This window comes from Novosphingobium sp. P6W (assembly GCF_000876675.2).
Taxonomy (GTDB): domain Bacteria; phylum Pseudomonadota; class Alphaproteobacteria; order Sphingomonadales; family Sphingomonadaceae; genus Novosphingobium.
This window is the reverse complement of the sequence record NZ_CP030352.1, coordinates 356,976-371,501: the sequence shown is the minus strand read 5'-3', so window position 1 is coordinate 371,501 and position 14,526 is coordinate 356,976. Positions and strand designations below refer to the sequence as shown.

Genomic DNA, 14,526 nt, shown 5'->3' with positions numbered 1-14,526 from the left:
TGTCCAAGGCAACCCTCCCCCGTGCCGCTCGTTTCCTCTTGGTCCCAGCCGAACTGTGCGGGCCCCGTCCGCATTTGATCCCGATCATGGAATCGGCGCGGGCCGGGACTAGGCTCAAGGCTGCACGTTAGGGAGATAAGATCATGCGCTCGATACTCGTGAATGCCGACAGCAAGCCCGGCAGGGACGCCCGGATTGCCACCGCAGCAGACATCGCCCGCCGCGCCGAGGGCCACGTCACCGTCCTCGTCGACACGCCCGTTTCACGCTACATCGCAATGGACCCGATGGGCGGCAGCTACGTCCTGTCCGACGCCCTCGAAAAAGCGCGCGAGGACGATGATACCGTTGCCACCACCGCCGAAGTGCAACTCGCCGGCAGCGGCGTAGCCTTCGACGTCGTGCGCTGCGAGGACGATCCCGTCACTGCGCTTGCCTATGCAGCGCGCCTCGCCGACCTCGTCGTGGTTTCCCGCTCCGGCGGGCTTGCCGGCGATCTTGCCCTCACCTCGCGCACGCCCATCCTCGTCCTTGCCGATGACAGGCCGTTGACCCTGCCGATCAGGCAGGCCTGCATTGCCTGGGACGGCGGCGAGCAGGCCGCAGCCGCGCTGCGCGCCTCGCTGCCGCTGCTGATGAACTGCGAATCGGTGAAACTGATCTCGGTGATCGAAAAGAAGGGCGGTTTCCCCGCCACCGACGCCCTGCGCTACCTCGCCCGTCACGGCGTCAACGCTGAATACGAAGAGCACGAACGCCGCGATTCGACCGAAAAGACGCTCGCCATCGCGGTCGCCCAGGCGCACGCCGACCTGCTGGTGATGGGCGCCTATGGCAAGAGCCGCCTGCGCGAGTTCCTGTTCGGCGGCGTTACCGCTTATTTTCTTGGCGAAGACGGCGGACCAACCCTGTTGCTGGCGCACTGAACAGGCAAAGCCCCGGACATGATTCGCCGGACATGATCCAACAGAATCGCAAGCGGCGCCGGTCCCTCACGGGATCGGCGCCGTTTTTGAAAGGGATGATGCTTACCTTGGCAAGCAAATGGCGCGTCGCAGCAGGCAAACGTTTGCGCCCATCGCCTCAGCGTTACGATCGTGTCCGGCTTCGATGCGGGACCTGAACATCGGTTCATTATCATACAAGGCGGATTTCTTGACTTTTTTTGCCATTTTCCTTGATTCATGCAGCATTGTGCAACTTCGATTGCGCTTTTCGCAATAATTCAGCATCACTTCGCACTTGCACAAAAAGGCGATCAGGGTCATACAGACAGTGCCTTTCAGGCATCCTCTCCCAAAACTTCCACGGCCTGGTCGGCAACGACCGGGCCTTTTTTTTGCCTTGCGCAGACGTACCCGCCAGCAATCGGCCGGACACCTTTCTGCGCCTCGCAGATCTTTCCCATGTCGCCTTTTACACAGTCACTCACTGGAACCGCTGCTGCGCGCAGGGGTTCGTTTGCAATCGGGCCATTTGAAAACCGGGTAGCCGATACCTAGCTTTCGATCTCGCCGCCCGATCCAGCCCACGCGCATCTGCCGCCGGGGGAAATCAGGGACAGGGCCGAAGAAGGAAAGCGCGATGGCGGATACAGACACCAGAACAGACGAGCGCACGGTCAAGCTGCAGGTCGCAGCCGCCCGCCAGGAAGAAAGCGGCCAGGGCATCGCCCGCCTCTCACGCGGGGCACTGTCCGAACTCGGCGCGCTGGAAGGCGACGTGCTGGAGATCACCGGCAAGGCAGTAACCGTGGCGCGCGCCGTTCTGGCCTATGACGAGGACGAAGGGCTGCAGGTCATCCGCCTCGATGGGTTGCAGCGCGGCAATGCCGAAGTCGGCTCGGGCGATCATGTGGTGGTCCGCAAGGCCGAATCGCGCCCCGCCCAGCGCGTGGTCTTCGCGCCCGCGCAGAAGGACATGCGCCTGCAGGGTCCGGCCGCCGCGCTGAAACGCAACTTCTTCGGGCGCCCGATGGTGCAGGGCGATCTTGTCGCCACCACCGGCCAGCAGCAGGTAGCGGACATCCCGCCCCAGCTCAGCCGTATGTTCAACACGCCGGCCTATGCGCTGACGCAGATCCGCCTCAACGTCGTCTCCACCACGCCGCGCGGGATCGTCCACATCGACGAAAGCACCGAAGTGGAACTGCGCGAGGTCTTCGAAGAAGCCCACGATGCGCGCGGCGACGTCAATTACGACGACGTCGGCGGCATGGGCGACACCATCCGCCAGCTGCGCGAGATGGTGGAACTGCCCCTGCGCTATCCCGAACTGTTCACGCGCCTCGGCGTCGCGCCGCCCAAGGGCGTGCTGCTCCACGGCCCGCCGGGCACCGGCAAGACGCGCCTGGCACAGGCCGTCGCCAATGAAAGCGAAGCCAGCTTCTTCTCGATCAACGGCCCCGAAATCATGGGTTCCGGCTACGGCGAGAGTGAGAAGCACCTGCGCGAGATTTTCGAGGAAGCGACCAAGGCCGCGCCCGCGATCATCTTCATCGACGAGATCGATTCTATCGCCCCCAAGCGCGATCAGGTCCACGGCGAGGCGGAAAAGCGCCTCGTCGCACAGCTGCTCACGCTCATGGACGGACTGAACAGCCGCGCCCATGTCGTCGTAATCGCCGCCACGAACCGGCCCGACGCGATCGACGAGGCGCTGCGCCGCCCCGGCCGCTTCGACCGCGAGATCGTCATCGGCGTGCCGGACGAGAGCGGTCGCCGCGAAATCCTGGGCATCCACACCCGCGGCATGCCGCTGGGCGAACGGGTGGACCTTAGCGAACTAGCCCGCACTACCCACGGTTTCGTAGGCGCAGACCTCGCCGCCCTCGCCCGCGAGGCTGCGATCGAAGCCGTGCGCCGGATCATGCCGCGCCTCGACCTCGAAGCGCGCACGATCCCCAATGAAGTGCTGGAAAGTTTGCAGGTCACGCGTGAGGACTTCCTGGCTGCACTCAAGCGCGTCCAGCCATCGGCCATGCGCGAAGTCATGGTGCAGGTCCCCAATATCGGGTGGGCCGACATCGGTGGTCTGGATGATGCGCAGCTCAAGCTGAAGGAAGGCATCGAGCTGCCGCTGAAGACCCCTGAGGCATTCCACAAGCTGGGCATCCGTCCAGCCAAGGGCTTCCTGCTCTACGGCCCGCCGGGCACTGGCAAGACCCTGCTGGCCAAGGCCGTCGCCAAGGAGGCCGAAGCGAACTTCATCTCGATCAAGTCCTCGGACCTGCTCTCGAAGTGGTACGGCGAAAGCGAACAGCAGATCGCCCGCTTGTTTGCCCGCGCTCGGCAGGTAGCGCCTTGCGTGATCTTCATCGACGAGATCGACAGCCTGGTGCCCGCGCGCGGCATGGGCGGCGCCGGCGGCGAACCGCAGGTGACGGCCCGCGTGGTCAACACGATCCTCGCCGAGATGGACGGGATGGAGGAACTGCAGTCGGTCGTGCTGGTGGGCGCCACCAACCGCCCGGCGCTGGTCGACCCGGCACTGCTGCGTCCGGGCCGGTTCGACGAACTGGTCTATGTCGGCACCCCCGATGCGCCGGGGCGCGAGCATATCCTGGGCATCCATACCGGCAAGATGCCGCTGGCAGGCGACGTCGACCTCGCCAGCATCGCCGCCCGTACCGAACGCTTCACTGGCGCGGATCTGGAAGACGTGGTCCGCCGCGCCGGCCTGATCGCCATCCGCAAGCGCGGTGCGGCAGTGGAGCAGGTGACTGCCGAAGACTTCGAGGATGCGCTGGAAGACAGCCGCGCCACGGTTACCGAGGAAATGGAATCCGAATACATGCGCATGAAGGGCGAGCTGAAGAAGCGCGCCATGGAAGTGACGCCAATCGGCTTCATCGCGCCGGGCATGGTCGCGCCTACTCGTGAGAGGAAGCACGGCGACTGACAGGAACGGTTCCTCCCCGAGTTTGTCTCGGGGAGGAACTCAGGCCGCTTTTACGCGCCCACGCCTGCCCGCCGCGCGGCAAGGTCGCTCTCGACCCGCTTCAACCCATCGACCGACGCCGTGGCGAGATCGAGCGGGCGTCCGCCAAGGCTTTCGCTGTCGAGGTTGAGATAGGCAATCGCCCCATCCTTCCCCAGCATCTCGAATGCCAGCTTGGTTACGGCGCCCTGCCGGCTGGCCGCATCCGGCGTCAGCTTGGGCCCGTCGGACCGGCGGAAATGCGTGCGCCGGGGCTTGGTCTCGGGGCTATCTTCGTCTTCAGTGTCTGTCATGCATTGTCCTCAAGAAGAGTGATAGCGTGCCGCCGTACGGCGAATCGCAAGGCTGACCTGGAAACTGGCCCAAAAACGGAGTCATGACAGCGGCCAGTGGCGTTCTCATGAAACCCGGCCCCTGAAATCTGGTTGTGAATGAACGAGAAAATGGAGCCACCCACGGCCAGCATCTAACTGGCGCAGCAGGCCCAGCCGGTTGGGTAGAAGAGGCTGGTCCAGGTCCATGGCGGCGCTCCTGATTGCGGGAGCTCGAAAGGTCTCTCAGTCGCCGATGTGCAAAAACGTCTCGGCAATATGGTCAGCATACGCCATTTACGGCAAGCTGCCTAGGCGCGTACACTCCGCGCCAGTTTCTGAGCCAATCCTTATCGTGGAAGTTGCAATTTTCGCGAGTACGCTCTATATGCATGTCGCTGCGTCGCCTGCGACGGGACATTTGTGCAGCCGCTTCACGCGGTGTCGCCTCCCTTTTCTAGCTGCTTGGCTCTCAAGGCTGACTTTGCAACAGCACGGTCGGCAGGGGGCAACGCTTTTTTCGGAATAGAAGACTTGGCCAAGGAAGAACTGCTTACGATGGAAGGCTACATCGAGGAAATCCTCCCCGATGGACGCTTTGCCGTACTGCTCGACAACGAACACAAGATCATCGCCTACACTGCCGGCAAGATGCGCAAGTTTCGCATCCGTTCGGTCGTCGGCGACCGTGTCCACGTCGAAATGACCCCGTACGACCTCACCAAGGGTCGCATCGTGTTTCGTGAGCGCACACCCGGCCAGGGTGGTCCTCCGGGCCAACGACGCGGTAATTTCAGACGATAGGAACCAGCGGCCCATTGCCGCGATTATAGGATATCATGCATACAACGATCATGGGCGGCTCGGACCGCCCCAAGACCAACGCCTTTATTCCCAGTGCCTTCGCGTGCGACATGGCCCTGCCTGCTTCCATGCGGAAGTCCGGCCCGGGCCTCCTGACCAGGGAAGACCTTCGTCACCTGGTCGCCGCGATGGTCGACTAAAGGCTAAAAAAAAAACGAGAGGTACACCCCTTTCCCGTGCTTCGGCCGGGAAAGGGCCTCGAGATCACCGGCCCCTCAGGCGGTCTTCTCAACCACCCCTAACCGTTAGAATCATCATCGCGCGCCAGGCGAAGCTGGCCAACTGCGGCTTTACGCCCAATTGGCCAGCTTCGCCTGGCGCGCGATAACGTTTTACGATGCTGGATCAGCACTATGCCGCAGCGATCCAGCCAAAAAGCGCCGCTCGGTCAATCGACCACGCGTGCTGCTTCCTTGGCAACGCGGGCTTCTTCTGTCTGGCGGATACGCTCGGACATTGTACGCCATGCGGCTTCGGATCGCCGTTCGCGATCGCGCACGTTGTCGAGCTTAGCAGTGTCTGCAGCCAGGGCAGCTTCCGCTGCACGGCCGTCACAGAATTCACGGCTGAATGACATGCTTGGACTCCTGACGAATTTCTGAACGCCGGGGAGCGAGCAAGGCCCGCCACCCCGGAAAAACGTCCGCGTCAGGCCGAGCGCAGGTTGACCGCCGAAGCCTTGCCGTTCCGGCCCACTTCGACTTCGTAATCAACGCGCTGGTCTTTCTCCAGAGTGCGCATGCCTGCGGTCTGTACGGCGGAGATGTGCACGAAGCTGTCCTGGCCGCCATCTTCGGGAGAAATGAAGCCATAGCCCTTATCGGCGTTGAAGAATTTCACGGTGCCGGTCGGCATGTCTGTTCCCTTTCAAGAAACGGTAGTGGTGGCGCGCAAGTGCAACGCCGGTCGTGCGTCAAGTCGTCTAGTGAAAGGAAATCGTCGCAAGAAGGAGGAATTGCAGGAAGTTTATTCCGGCGCAAAGTCCCAATATTGCCGAAAACCGTCGCAAAATTCGACGTCAGCGGCTGTTCCATTACCACAATTGGCGAATTAAACCCAGCTTTAATTAATTCGGCCGCCCCCAGCGCCGTTCGTTCCAGCGCTTCCCAACATCGCTTCGACCATCGAAGGCGCAGCGGCAAGCTCCATGGGAGCGACCTGAATCTGGCGCCGCCGCGCCAGTGCTTCGGGCATTTCGCGGCGGATCCAGTCCATCATGCCCTCGCGCAGTTCACAGCGCAGGTCGAACAGGGTGGGGCCATCGCGCGCGCTCATCAGCAGGCGGACCTCGATCGTATCATCGCGGCAATCGGTCACCTGCAGGATCTGGGCGCGCTTGTCCCAAAGGCGATGCGCGGTGATCTGGCGGGTATATTCCGCGCGTATCGGCCCCATGTCGGCGGCATGGTCGAGGTAGAGGAAAACCGTGCCCAGCAACTGCGAGGTGGTTTTGGTCCAGTTCTGGAAGGTGTCTTCCAGAAAGCGGTTCGATGGCACCACCAGCCGCCGGTCGTCCCACAATCGCACCACGACATAAGTGGTGCGGATGTCCTCGATCCGGCCCCATTCGCCATCCAGGATGATGACGTCGTCGATGCTGATCGGTTCGGTCATCGCCATCTGGAAGCCGGCGATGAGCGCCTTGAGCGCTGGCTGGGCTGCAGCGCCCACTGCCAGCGCGGCAACGCCCGCCGACGCCATCAGCGTCACCCCCACCTCGCGCACGCCCGGTATCGAGGCGAGCATGCCGGCGATCGTCAGGAACACGATGAGGAAGGTGCCGATGCGCGCGAAGATCGACAGGCGCGTGCGGCGGCGACGCGCGTTGCGATTGTTTTCGACCGTGATGTCGGCCCGCACGATCATCGCCTCGACGAAGGCGTTGAGCACGGCGATGGCGATCCAGCCGGTCAGCAGCGGCATGATGAAGCCGGAGAAGCGTGACCACACCGCCTCCAGCGCGGGCGTTTCACGCGCGGCGAAGATCACGCCAAACGCCACGAAAGCCCAGCGCGTGGGCCGGGTCAGGCGGTTGACGACGATATCGTCCGACTCGCTGGCGCTGGCCCGCGCGATACGGCTCAATATGCGGAACAGCAGCGCATGGCACAGAAGCGCAATCACCATGCCGATCGCGGCGGCCAGCAATGCGAGAACAGGCGACTCGGCCCAGTCGGGCAAGCCCGTGACGTGGCGTTCGATAAAGTCGATCATGAGAATATGAACATTGCTGCAGTGCAGCAGTTTCATCGCATTATTCGGTGTATCGTATCGAAAGGGCGGTATGCCTCTTGTCTGATCCCCCCCGGGAGGGGGACCGCCCCCTCCCTCATCCCTGCTGGCAGCTACACCGGCCTGTCAGTGCGCTGCGCCCCAGCTTGCGCCGAAGCCGATCTCCACGCCCAGCGGCACGTCGAGGCTCACCGCAGGCGTCGCCGCTTCGGCCATCACCCGCTCGATCACCGGCTTGGCGGCGTCGACATCGCCCTCGGGCAGTTCGAACACCAGTTCATCGTGCACCTGCAGCAGCATCCGCACATGGCTTAGGCCCGCCTCGGCCAGTGCCGGGTTCATGCGGACCATGGCACGCTTGATGATATCGGCGCTGGTACCTTGGATCGGCGCGTTGATCGCGGCGCGCTCGGAACCCTGCCGCTCGGCCTGGTTCTTGGAGTTGACGCGCGGGAACCACGTCTTGCGGCCGAACAGCGTTTCCGAATAACCATTGGTCCGCACGCTCTCCAGCGTCTCGTGGATGTAGCGCTGGATGCCCGGGAAGCGTTCGAAATAGCGGTCGATCATCGCCTGCGCCTCATCCGCCGGGACTCCCAGCCGACCGCCAAGGCCCCAGCGCGAGATGCCGTAGAGGATCGCGAAGTTGATCGTCTTGGCCCGCCCGCGCGTATCGCGGTCGACCACGCCGAACATCTCCATCGCCGTGCGCGAGTGGATATCCTCGCCGTTCGCGAAGGCTTCCTTGAGGCTGGGCACGTCGGCCATGTGCGCGGCAAGGCGCAGCTCGATCTGCGAATAGTCGGCCGAAAGCAGGACATTGCCGGTATCCGCCACGAAACAGTCGCGAATCTGGCGGCCGATCTCGGTGCGGATCGGGATGTTCTGCAGGTTGGGATCGGTGGACGAAAGGCGTCCGGTCTGCGCGCCGACAAGGCTGTAGCTGGTGTGGACGCGCTGCGTGGCGGGGTTGATCGCCGCCTGCAGCGCCTCGGTGTAGGTGGAGCGCAGCTTGGACAGCTGGCGCCATTCCAGAACCTGCGTTGCCACTTCGGCGCCCTGCCCGGCCAGACCTTCGAGGATCGACTGATCCGTGGAATACTGCCCGCTCTTGCCCTTCTTGCCGCCCTTGTACCCCAGCTTGTCGAACAGGATATCGCCCAACTGCTTGGGGCTGCCGATGGTGAATTCCTGGCCGACCTTGGCAAAGATTTCCTTCTCCAGTGCGCCGATGGCTTCGGCGAACTGGCTGGAAAGACCGGCCAGCTTTTCACGGTCCACCTTGATGCCGTGGCGTTCCATCTGCGCCACCACCGGGATCAGCGGGCGATCGACCCGCTCATAGATGCGGGTGCCGCCTTCGTAAGAAAGGCGCGGCTTGAGCGCGCTGTGCAGGCGCCATGTGACATCGGCGTCTTCCGCAGCGTACTGGGTCGCGCGGTCCAGCGGCACTTCGCCGAAGGGGATCGCCTTCTTGCCGGTGCCGCAGATTTCCTTGAAGGTCAGCGTGGTGTGCGCAAGGTGGCGCTGCGACAGCTCATCCATGCCGTGACCGCCGCCGATCCCGTCGAGCGAGCGCCCGGCGTCGAGGCAGAAACTGACGATCATCGTGTCGTCCACCGGCGAAACCTCGATGCCGTGGCGGGCCAGCACGTTGAGGTCGTACTTGATGTTCTGGCCGACCTTGAGCACCGCATCGCTTTCCAGCAGCGGCTTGAGCCGAGCCAGCGCTTCGGCCAGCGGGACTTGCTCGGGCTTCTCGGCGAACATGTCGGTGCCGCCGTGCCCCAGCGGGATGTAGCAGGCCTGATTGGCGCCGACCGCAAGGCTGATCCCCGCAAGGTCAGCGCGCATCGCATCGAGCGCGGAAGTCTCGGTATCCACCGCGACAAGGCGCGCGGCGGCGGCGCGCGCGATCCACTCGTCCAGCTGGGCCACCGTCGTCACGCATTCATAAGCGGTGCGGTCCACCACGGGCCATTCCGGCAAGGGCTGGCGCGAGGCGCCTGCGATCCCGCCGCCACCGCCCGCATCGGCCTTCGCGCCGGCGGCAACCGCCTTGGCCGGATTGAGCTGGGTCGCCCGCTCGGGGCTGCCCGAACCGAGGTCGAGGCGCTTGAGCAGGCTGGTGAATCCGTGGAAACCCAGGAACGCAGCCAGCGGTTCGGGCGGGATTGCGACCAGCTTGAAATCGTCCAGCGCCATCGGCAGTGCGCAGTCTTCCTTGAGCGTGACCAGCACCTTGGAAAGGCGGGCCTGCTCGGCCTGCTCGATGAGGCGCTCCTGCAGCTTGGACTTCTTCATCGCCGGAGCGGCGGCGAGCGCGGATTCGAGATCGCCGTAGTCCTGGATCAGCTTGGTCGCGGTCTTGGGGCCGACGCCGTAGACGCCCGGCACGTTGTCCACCGCATCGCCCATCAGCGCCAGCACGTCGCCGACCTTGTCGGGGGCGACGCCGAATTTTTCCAGCACTTCGGGAATGTCGATGCGCTGGTTCTTCATCGTGTCCAGCATGTCGACACAGCCGCCGCCGATGCCGCACTTGCCCACCAGCTGCATCAGGTCCTTGTCGGACGACACGATCGTCACGTCCCAGCCCTGGGCGGTGGCGGCGCGGGCGTAGGAGGCGATGAGGTCGTCCGCTTCGTAGCCCAGTTCCTCGATGCAGGGCAGCGAGAAGGCGCGCGTGGCATCGCGGATCAGCGGGAACTGCGGAACCAGATCCTCCGGCGGGGGCGGGCGGTTGGCTTTATAGTCCGCATAGATGTCATTGCGGAACGACTTGCTGGAGGCATCGAGAATCACCGCGAGGTGAGTGGGGCCGTCCGCCTTATTGAGGTCCTCGGCCAGCTTCCACAGCATCGTCGTATAGCCGTAGACCGCACCCACCGGCGTCCCTTCCGGGTTGGTCAGCGGCGGCAGGCGGTGATAGGCGCGGAAGATATAGGCCGAGCCGTCGACGAGATAGAGGTGCTGCTTGGAATCCATGGACGATCCCTAGCAGCGCCGGACCGGCTCGTCAGCAAGGCAGTGGATTTCACCCGGCATGGAACCGATCGTGTCCGCAGGAGTTTTGGCACCGCGCTTGAAACCCCGCGCTGCGCCTTCTACCCACGGGCCAGAGCCCGACGAAGGAGGCTCACGCGGCGTTTCGCCGACGGGGTTATTTCGCAGCTAAGAGGGATAAACAGACATTATGCGTAAGATCATTTTCGCCGCCGCAGCAGCCGTGACCGCCATGTCGCTGGGCGCCTGCTCGGAAAAGACCCAGGACGCCACCGAAACCATGGCTTCCTCTGCCGGAGACGACATCCAGGCCGCTGCCACCGACGTGGGCGATGCCATGGGTAACGTGGGCGACAAGGCCACTCAGGCTGCCGACAGCACCGCCAACGCTGCCAAGGATGCCGCCAAGAGCGCCGAAAAGACCACCGACGACATCGCTGCCGACGCCGAGAAGGCTGCGAACGACGTTGCCAACGAGATGGCCGATCACACTGACGGCAATCCGAAGACCAACTGATCTCTTTCGCTATCGCGGAACGGAAAAGGGGCCTCGCGGCCCCTTTTTTGCGTCTGTAACCGGGTCTTGGATCGGCCCGGCGTCCTTTGAAGCGCCTCAGCGCGAGGACGCGGTGCGCCGCATGGCGGGGGCTTCGGTGAGGTAGCCGTTGTAGACGGTGCGGGCGATGCTGGCGATGCGCGATTCGCGGCCCGGGCGTCCGCCCTGCCCGGTCACGTAAATGGCGATCGCGAAGACGCGGCCGTCCGGGGTCTGGACGATACCCACGTCGCTGGAAGTGTTGTTGAGCGAGCCGGTCTTGTGCGAAACCTGCGCACCTTCTGGCAGACCGGCGGGAATCCGGCGCTTGCCGGTAACGCAGCGGCTCATCGCGCCCAGCAGTGCACTGCGGCTCGACGGGCTGAGCCATTTGCCCTGATAGATGCCCGAGAGAAGCTGCACCATCGCATAAGGCGTGGCGCTGTCACGCGTATCGACGACGCGGGCCGGATCGATCGCACCGTCGTCCCGCACCAGCGTGGCGATATCGCGGTCGATGTGCCAGTCGTCGATGCCGGCGCGTTCCACCCAGGCATTGACCGCCTTGGGGCCGCCCACGACCTTGAGCAGGGCGTCAGTGGCGTAATTATTGGAGCGCGTGATCATCAGCTCCATCAAGCGCAGGGCGCTCATATACTCACCCGCGCGAACCGGAGCGACCGCGCTGGAGAACGGCGCCGAACCGACCGGAACCATCAGCGGAAATTCGCTGGTGAGGCTCCACTTGCCCTTGTCCACGCCTTCAAGGAAAGTCGCAGCGATGGCGATCTTGCTGGTGCTGGCCATCGGAAAGCGCTGGTTGCCCAGCACGTCGACCATGCGGCCGCTGGTAAGGTCCATCGCGGCGACGCCGATGCGTCCCTGCGAGGCATTGGCGACGGCAGCCAGTTGCTGGCCAAACGGCGAGGAATAGGTACGCGGCCCGCGCTGCTGCGTGCCGAACATGTCATCGAAGCTGCTCTGAACTTCGACCACCTGGTCGGTCGCCCGCGCTGCGGGTGCGATGGGCTGAAGTTGTTCGGCATACGCCGCGCCCACCGGCAGCAAAGCTGCCGCAGCGGTCATCGCCGTCGTTGCGAAAGTGCGCCAAATGCCAGCACGGCATCGCGCAAAAAGTTGGCCTGCCCCGGTCATGCAGTCCCCACCATAAAGTCGTCCACGTTCCCAAACGGTTAACGCAGTAGAGATAAAACGCCACTCCCTAGCGACGAACCGCATTGGGTTTGCGGCAATTTCCCGAATGCGCACTTTCCTTTCGCGCAGATGAACGAATCTGGCACATTGGGCTGGCGATGTGGAAGCATCCTTCGACAGGCTCAGGATGAGCGGGGTACGACCGTTTTTCGGCTTTCGCCTCGCCTCAGCGGAATGCGACCTGTTTCGACTTTAGCTCCGCCTGAGCTTGTCGAAGGCCCCTCGCCCACCCGCGGCCCGCGATCCTCAAAGGAAAAGGGCCGGGAGATTGCTCTCCCGGCCCCGTCCTGTTCGTCGATGAGATCGACGAGCTTCTTATCAGAAGCCCATGTCGCCCATGCCGCCCATGCCGCCACCCATCGGGGGCATGGCAGGCTTGTCGTCAGCGCGCTCAACGATCGCCGCTTCCGTGGTGATCAGCAGGCCGGCAACCGAAGCTGCGTCCTGGAGTGCGATGCGAACGACCTTGGTCGGGTCGATCACGCCGGCAGCCTTGAGGTTCTCGTAGACGTCGGTCGCGGCGTTGAAGCCGATGTTTTCGTCCGACTGGTCGAGCAGCTTGCCTGCAACGACGGCGCCGTCGCTGCCGGCGTTTTCAGCGATCTGCTTCACCGGAGCGAGGATCGCCTTGCGGACGATGTCCACGCCGCGGGTCTGGTCCTCGTTCGCGCCGGTCAGACCGTCGAGAGCGCGGGTTGCGTACAGCAGAGCCGTACCGCCGCCGGGGACGATGCCTTCTTCAACGGCAGCGCGGGTAGCGTGGAGAGCGTCGTCGACGCGGTCCTTGCGCTCCTTGACTTCCACTTCGGTCGCGCCGCCGACCTTGATGACAGCAACGCCGCCAGCAAGCTTGGCGAGACGCTCCTGCAGCTTCTCGCGGTCGTAGTCCGAAGTGGTGACTTCGATCTGCGAACGGATCTGCTCGACGCGGGCCTTGATTTCCTCGTGCGAACCGGCGCCGTCGACAATGACAGTGTTGTCCTTGTCGATGGTGACCTTCTTGGCTTCGCCAAGCATGCCGAGCGTAACGCTCTCAAGCTTGATGCCGAGGTCTTCCGAGATCATCTCGCCGGCGGTCAGCGTGGCGATGTCGCCCAGCATGGCCTTGCGACGATCGCCGAAGCCCGGAGCCTTGACGGCTGCGATCTTCAGGCCGCCGCGCAGCTTGTTGACGACGAGCGTGGCCAGAGCCTCGCCCTCGATGTCTTCGGCGATGATGAGGAGCGGACGGCCCGACTGCACCACGGCTTCCAGGATCGGAAGCAGCGCCTGGAGCGACGACAGCTTCTTTTCGTGGATGAGGATGTAGGGGTTGTCGAGCTCGACGGTCATCTTCTCGGGGTTGGTCACGAAGTAAGGCGACAGGTAACCACGGTCGAACTGCATGCCCTCGACGACGTCGAGTTCAAACTCGAGACCCTTGGCCTCCTCGACGGTGATGACGCCTTCCTTGCCGACCTTGTCCATGGCTTCGGCGATCTTCTCGCCGACTTCCACGTCGCCGTTGGCCGAGATGATGCCGACCTGGGCGATTTCCGAGGTGCCGGCGACCGGGGTCGAACGGGCCTTGAGGTTCTCGACGACCTTGAGGACAGCGAGGTCGATGCCGCGCTTCAGGTCCATCGGGTTGATGCCGGCAGCAACCGACTTCATGCCTTCGCGAACGATCGCCTGAGCGAGAACGGTCGCGGTGGTGGTGCCGTCACCGGCCTTGTCGTTGGCCTTCGAAGCCACTTCGCGCAGCATCTGCGCGCCCATGTTCTCGAACTTGTCCTTGAGTTCGATTTCCTTGGCGACCGAAACACCGTCCTTGGTGATGCGGGGAGCGCCGAAGCTCTTCTCGATCACGACGTTGCGGCCCTTGGGGCCCAGGGTTACCTTGACGGCATTGGCGAGGGTGTCGACACCGGCGAGAATGCGCTCACGTGCGTCACGCGAAAAGCGTACGTCCTTAGCTGCCATTGTAGAATTCCTTTAATAAAATCAGTCAGATGGATGCGAAAATCTTAGGCGATGACGCCCAGGATGTCCGATTCCTTCATGATCAGCAGGTCTTCACCCGAAACCTTGACCTCGGTGCCCGACCACTTGCCGAACAGAACGCGGTCGCCGACCTTGACGTCGAGCGGGGTGATGGTGCCGTTTTCAGCGCGGGCGCCGGTGCCGACGGAGACGATTTCGCCCTCAGCCGGCTTTTCCTTGGCGCTGTCGGGGATGATGATGCCACCGGCCGTCTTTTCTTCGGCCTCGACGCGGCGCACGAGAACACGGTCGTGCAGCGGGCGGAAAGTCATTGGGAATCTCCCTAATATCCAACGAACATAAAACTGGATTAGCACTCTGCAATGAGGAGTGCCAACGGCCGTGGATATGGTCCCCACCCCGGGAAGCGTCAAGCGGCGTGTGCTAGAAAAAATTGACCGG

14 protein-coding genes are annotated in these 14,526 nt (G+C 63.5%); 5 read left to right on the top strand and 9 right to left on the bottom strand.

What is annotated here, in order from left to right; translation table 11 throughout:
* The first annotated feature begins 143 nt into the window (after positions 1-143).
* Positions 144-926, top strand: a complete 783-nt coding sequence (locus tag TQ38_RS01840; RefSeq protein WP_043973768.1) for a universal stress protein — start codon at positions 144-146, stop codon at positions 924-926.
* Positions 927-1,028: 102 nt separating this feature from the next.
* On the opposite strand, the gene TQ38_RS29845 is transcribed toward TQ38_RS01840, so the two are convergent.
* Positions 1,029-1,268, bottom strand: coding sequence for a hypothetical protein (locus TQ38_RS29845; protein WP_162792182.1), 240 nt, complete (start codon positions 1,266-1,268; stop codon positions 1,029-1,031).
* Between the two features lie 316 nt (positions 1,269-1,584).
* On the opposite strand from TQ38_RS29845, the gene TQ38_RS01835 reads away from it, so the two are divergent.
* On the top strand, positions 1,585-3,900 hold the full coding sequence (locus TQ38_RS01835; protein WP_043973770.1) for a CDC48 family AAA ATPase: 2,316 nt from the start codon (positions 1,585-1,587) through the stop codon (positions 3,898-3,900).
* Between the two features lie 50 nt (positions 3,901-3,950).
* Here TQ38_RS01835 and TQ38_RS01830 read toward each other — a convergent pair whose 3' ends face one another.
* Positions 3,951-4,232: a hypothetical protein gene (locus tag TQ38_RS01830; RefSeq protein ID WP_043973773.1), complete on the bottom strand. Its 282-nt coding sequence runs from the start codon at positions 4,230-4,232 to the stop codon at positions 3,951-3,953.
* A gap of 552 nt (positions 4,233-4,784) precedes the next feature.
* On the opposite strand from TQ38_RS01830, the gene infA reads away from it, so the two are divergent.
* Both infA and TQ38_RS29840 read left to right on the top strand, forming a co-directional pair.
* Complete coding sequence (infA, locus tag TQ38_RS01825) at positions 4,785-5,054, top strand: translation initiation factor IF-1 (protein ID WP_043973776.1); 270 nt, start codon at positions 4,785-4,787, stop codon at positions 5,052-5,054.
* A gap of 35 nt (positions 5,055-5,089) precedes the next feature.
* Positions 5,090-5,254 carry a hypothetical protein gene (locus tag TQ38_RS29840; protein ID WP_162792181.1) on the top strand — a complete coding sequence of 55 codons (165 nt, stop codon included), beginning with the start codon at positions 5,090-5,092 and terminating at the stop codon, positions 5,252-5,254.
* Between the two features lie 248 nt (positions 5,255-5,502).
* Here the strand turns inward: TQ38_RS29840 and TQ38_RS01820 are convergent, their stop codons facing one another.
* The 4 genes from TQ38_RS01820 to polA all read right to left on the bottom strand — a co-directional run bounded on the left by TQ38_RS01820 (position 5,503) and on the right by polA (position 10,334).
* Positions 5,503-5,691, bottom strand: a complete 189-nt coding sequence (locus TQ38_RS01820) for a hypothetical protein (RefSeq protein WP_043973778.1) — start codon at positions 5,689-5,691, stop codon at positions 5,503-5,505.
* Between the two features lie 71 nt (positions 5,692-5,762).
* A complete protein-coding gene (locus TQ38_RS01815) occupies positions 5,763-5,969 on the bottom strand; it encodes a cold-shock protein (protein WP_043973781.1) in 207 nt (68 codons plus the stop codon).
* Positions 5,970-6,176: 207 nt separating this feature from the next.
* Complete coding sequence (locus TQ38_RS01810) at positions 6,177-7,328, bottom strand: mechanosensitive ion channel family protein (RefSeq protein ID WP_043974497.1); 1,152 nt, start codon at positions 7,326-7,328, stop codon at positions 6,177-6,179.
* 144 nt (positions 7,329-7,472) lie between these two features.
* Complete coding sequence (polA, locus tag TQ38_RS01805) at positions 7,473-10,334, bottom strand: DNA polymerase I (RefSeq protein ID WP_043973784.1); 2,862 nt, start codon at positions 10,332-10,334, stop codon at positions 7,473-7,475.
* A 208-nt stretch (positions 10,335-10,542) separates the two neighbouring features.
* Here polA and TQ38_RS01800 point away from each other — a divergent pair, with 208 nt between their 5' ends.
* Positions 10,543-10,869, top strand: a complete 327-nt coding sequence (locus tag TQ38_RS01800; RefSeq protein WP_043973787.1) for a hypothetical protein — start codon at positions 10,543-10,545, stop codon at positions 10,867-10,869.
* Positions 10,870-10,965: 96 nt separating this feature from the next.
* Here the strand turns inward: TQ38_RS01800 and TQ38_RS01795 are convergent, their stop codons facing one another.
* The 3 genes from TQ38_RS01795 to groES form a co-directional block, all read right to left on the bottom strand.
* The gene (locus tag TQ38_RS01795; protein ID WP_370059781.1) at positions 10,966-11,973 is read right to left on the bottom strand and encodes a serine hydrolase; all 1,008 of its coding nucleotides are present in this window, start codon (positions 11,971-11,973) and stop codon (positions 10,966-10,968) included.
* A 447-nt stretch (positions 11,974-12,420) separates the two neighbouring features.
* Positions 12,421-14,064, bottom strand: a complete 1,644-nt coding sequence (gene groL, locus TQ38_RS01790; RefSeq protein WP_043973789.1) for a chaperonin GroEL — start codon at positions 14,062-14,064, stop codon at positions 12,421-12,423.
* 44 nt (positions 14,065-14,108) lie between these two features.
* On the bottom strand, positions 14,109-14,396 hold the full coding sequence (gene groES, locus TQ38_RS01785) for a co-chaperone GroES (RefSeq protein WP_043973791.1): 288 nt from the start codon (positions 14,394-14,396) through the stop codon (positions 14,109-14,111).
* Positions 14,397-14,526: the final 130 nt, after the last annotated feature.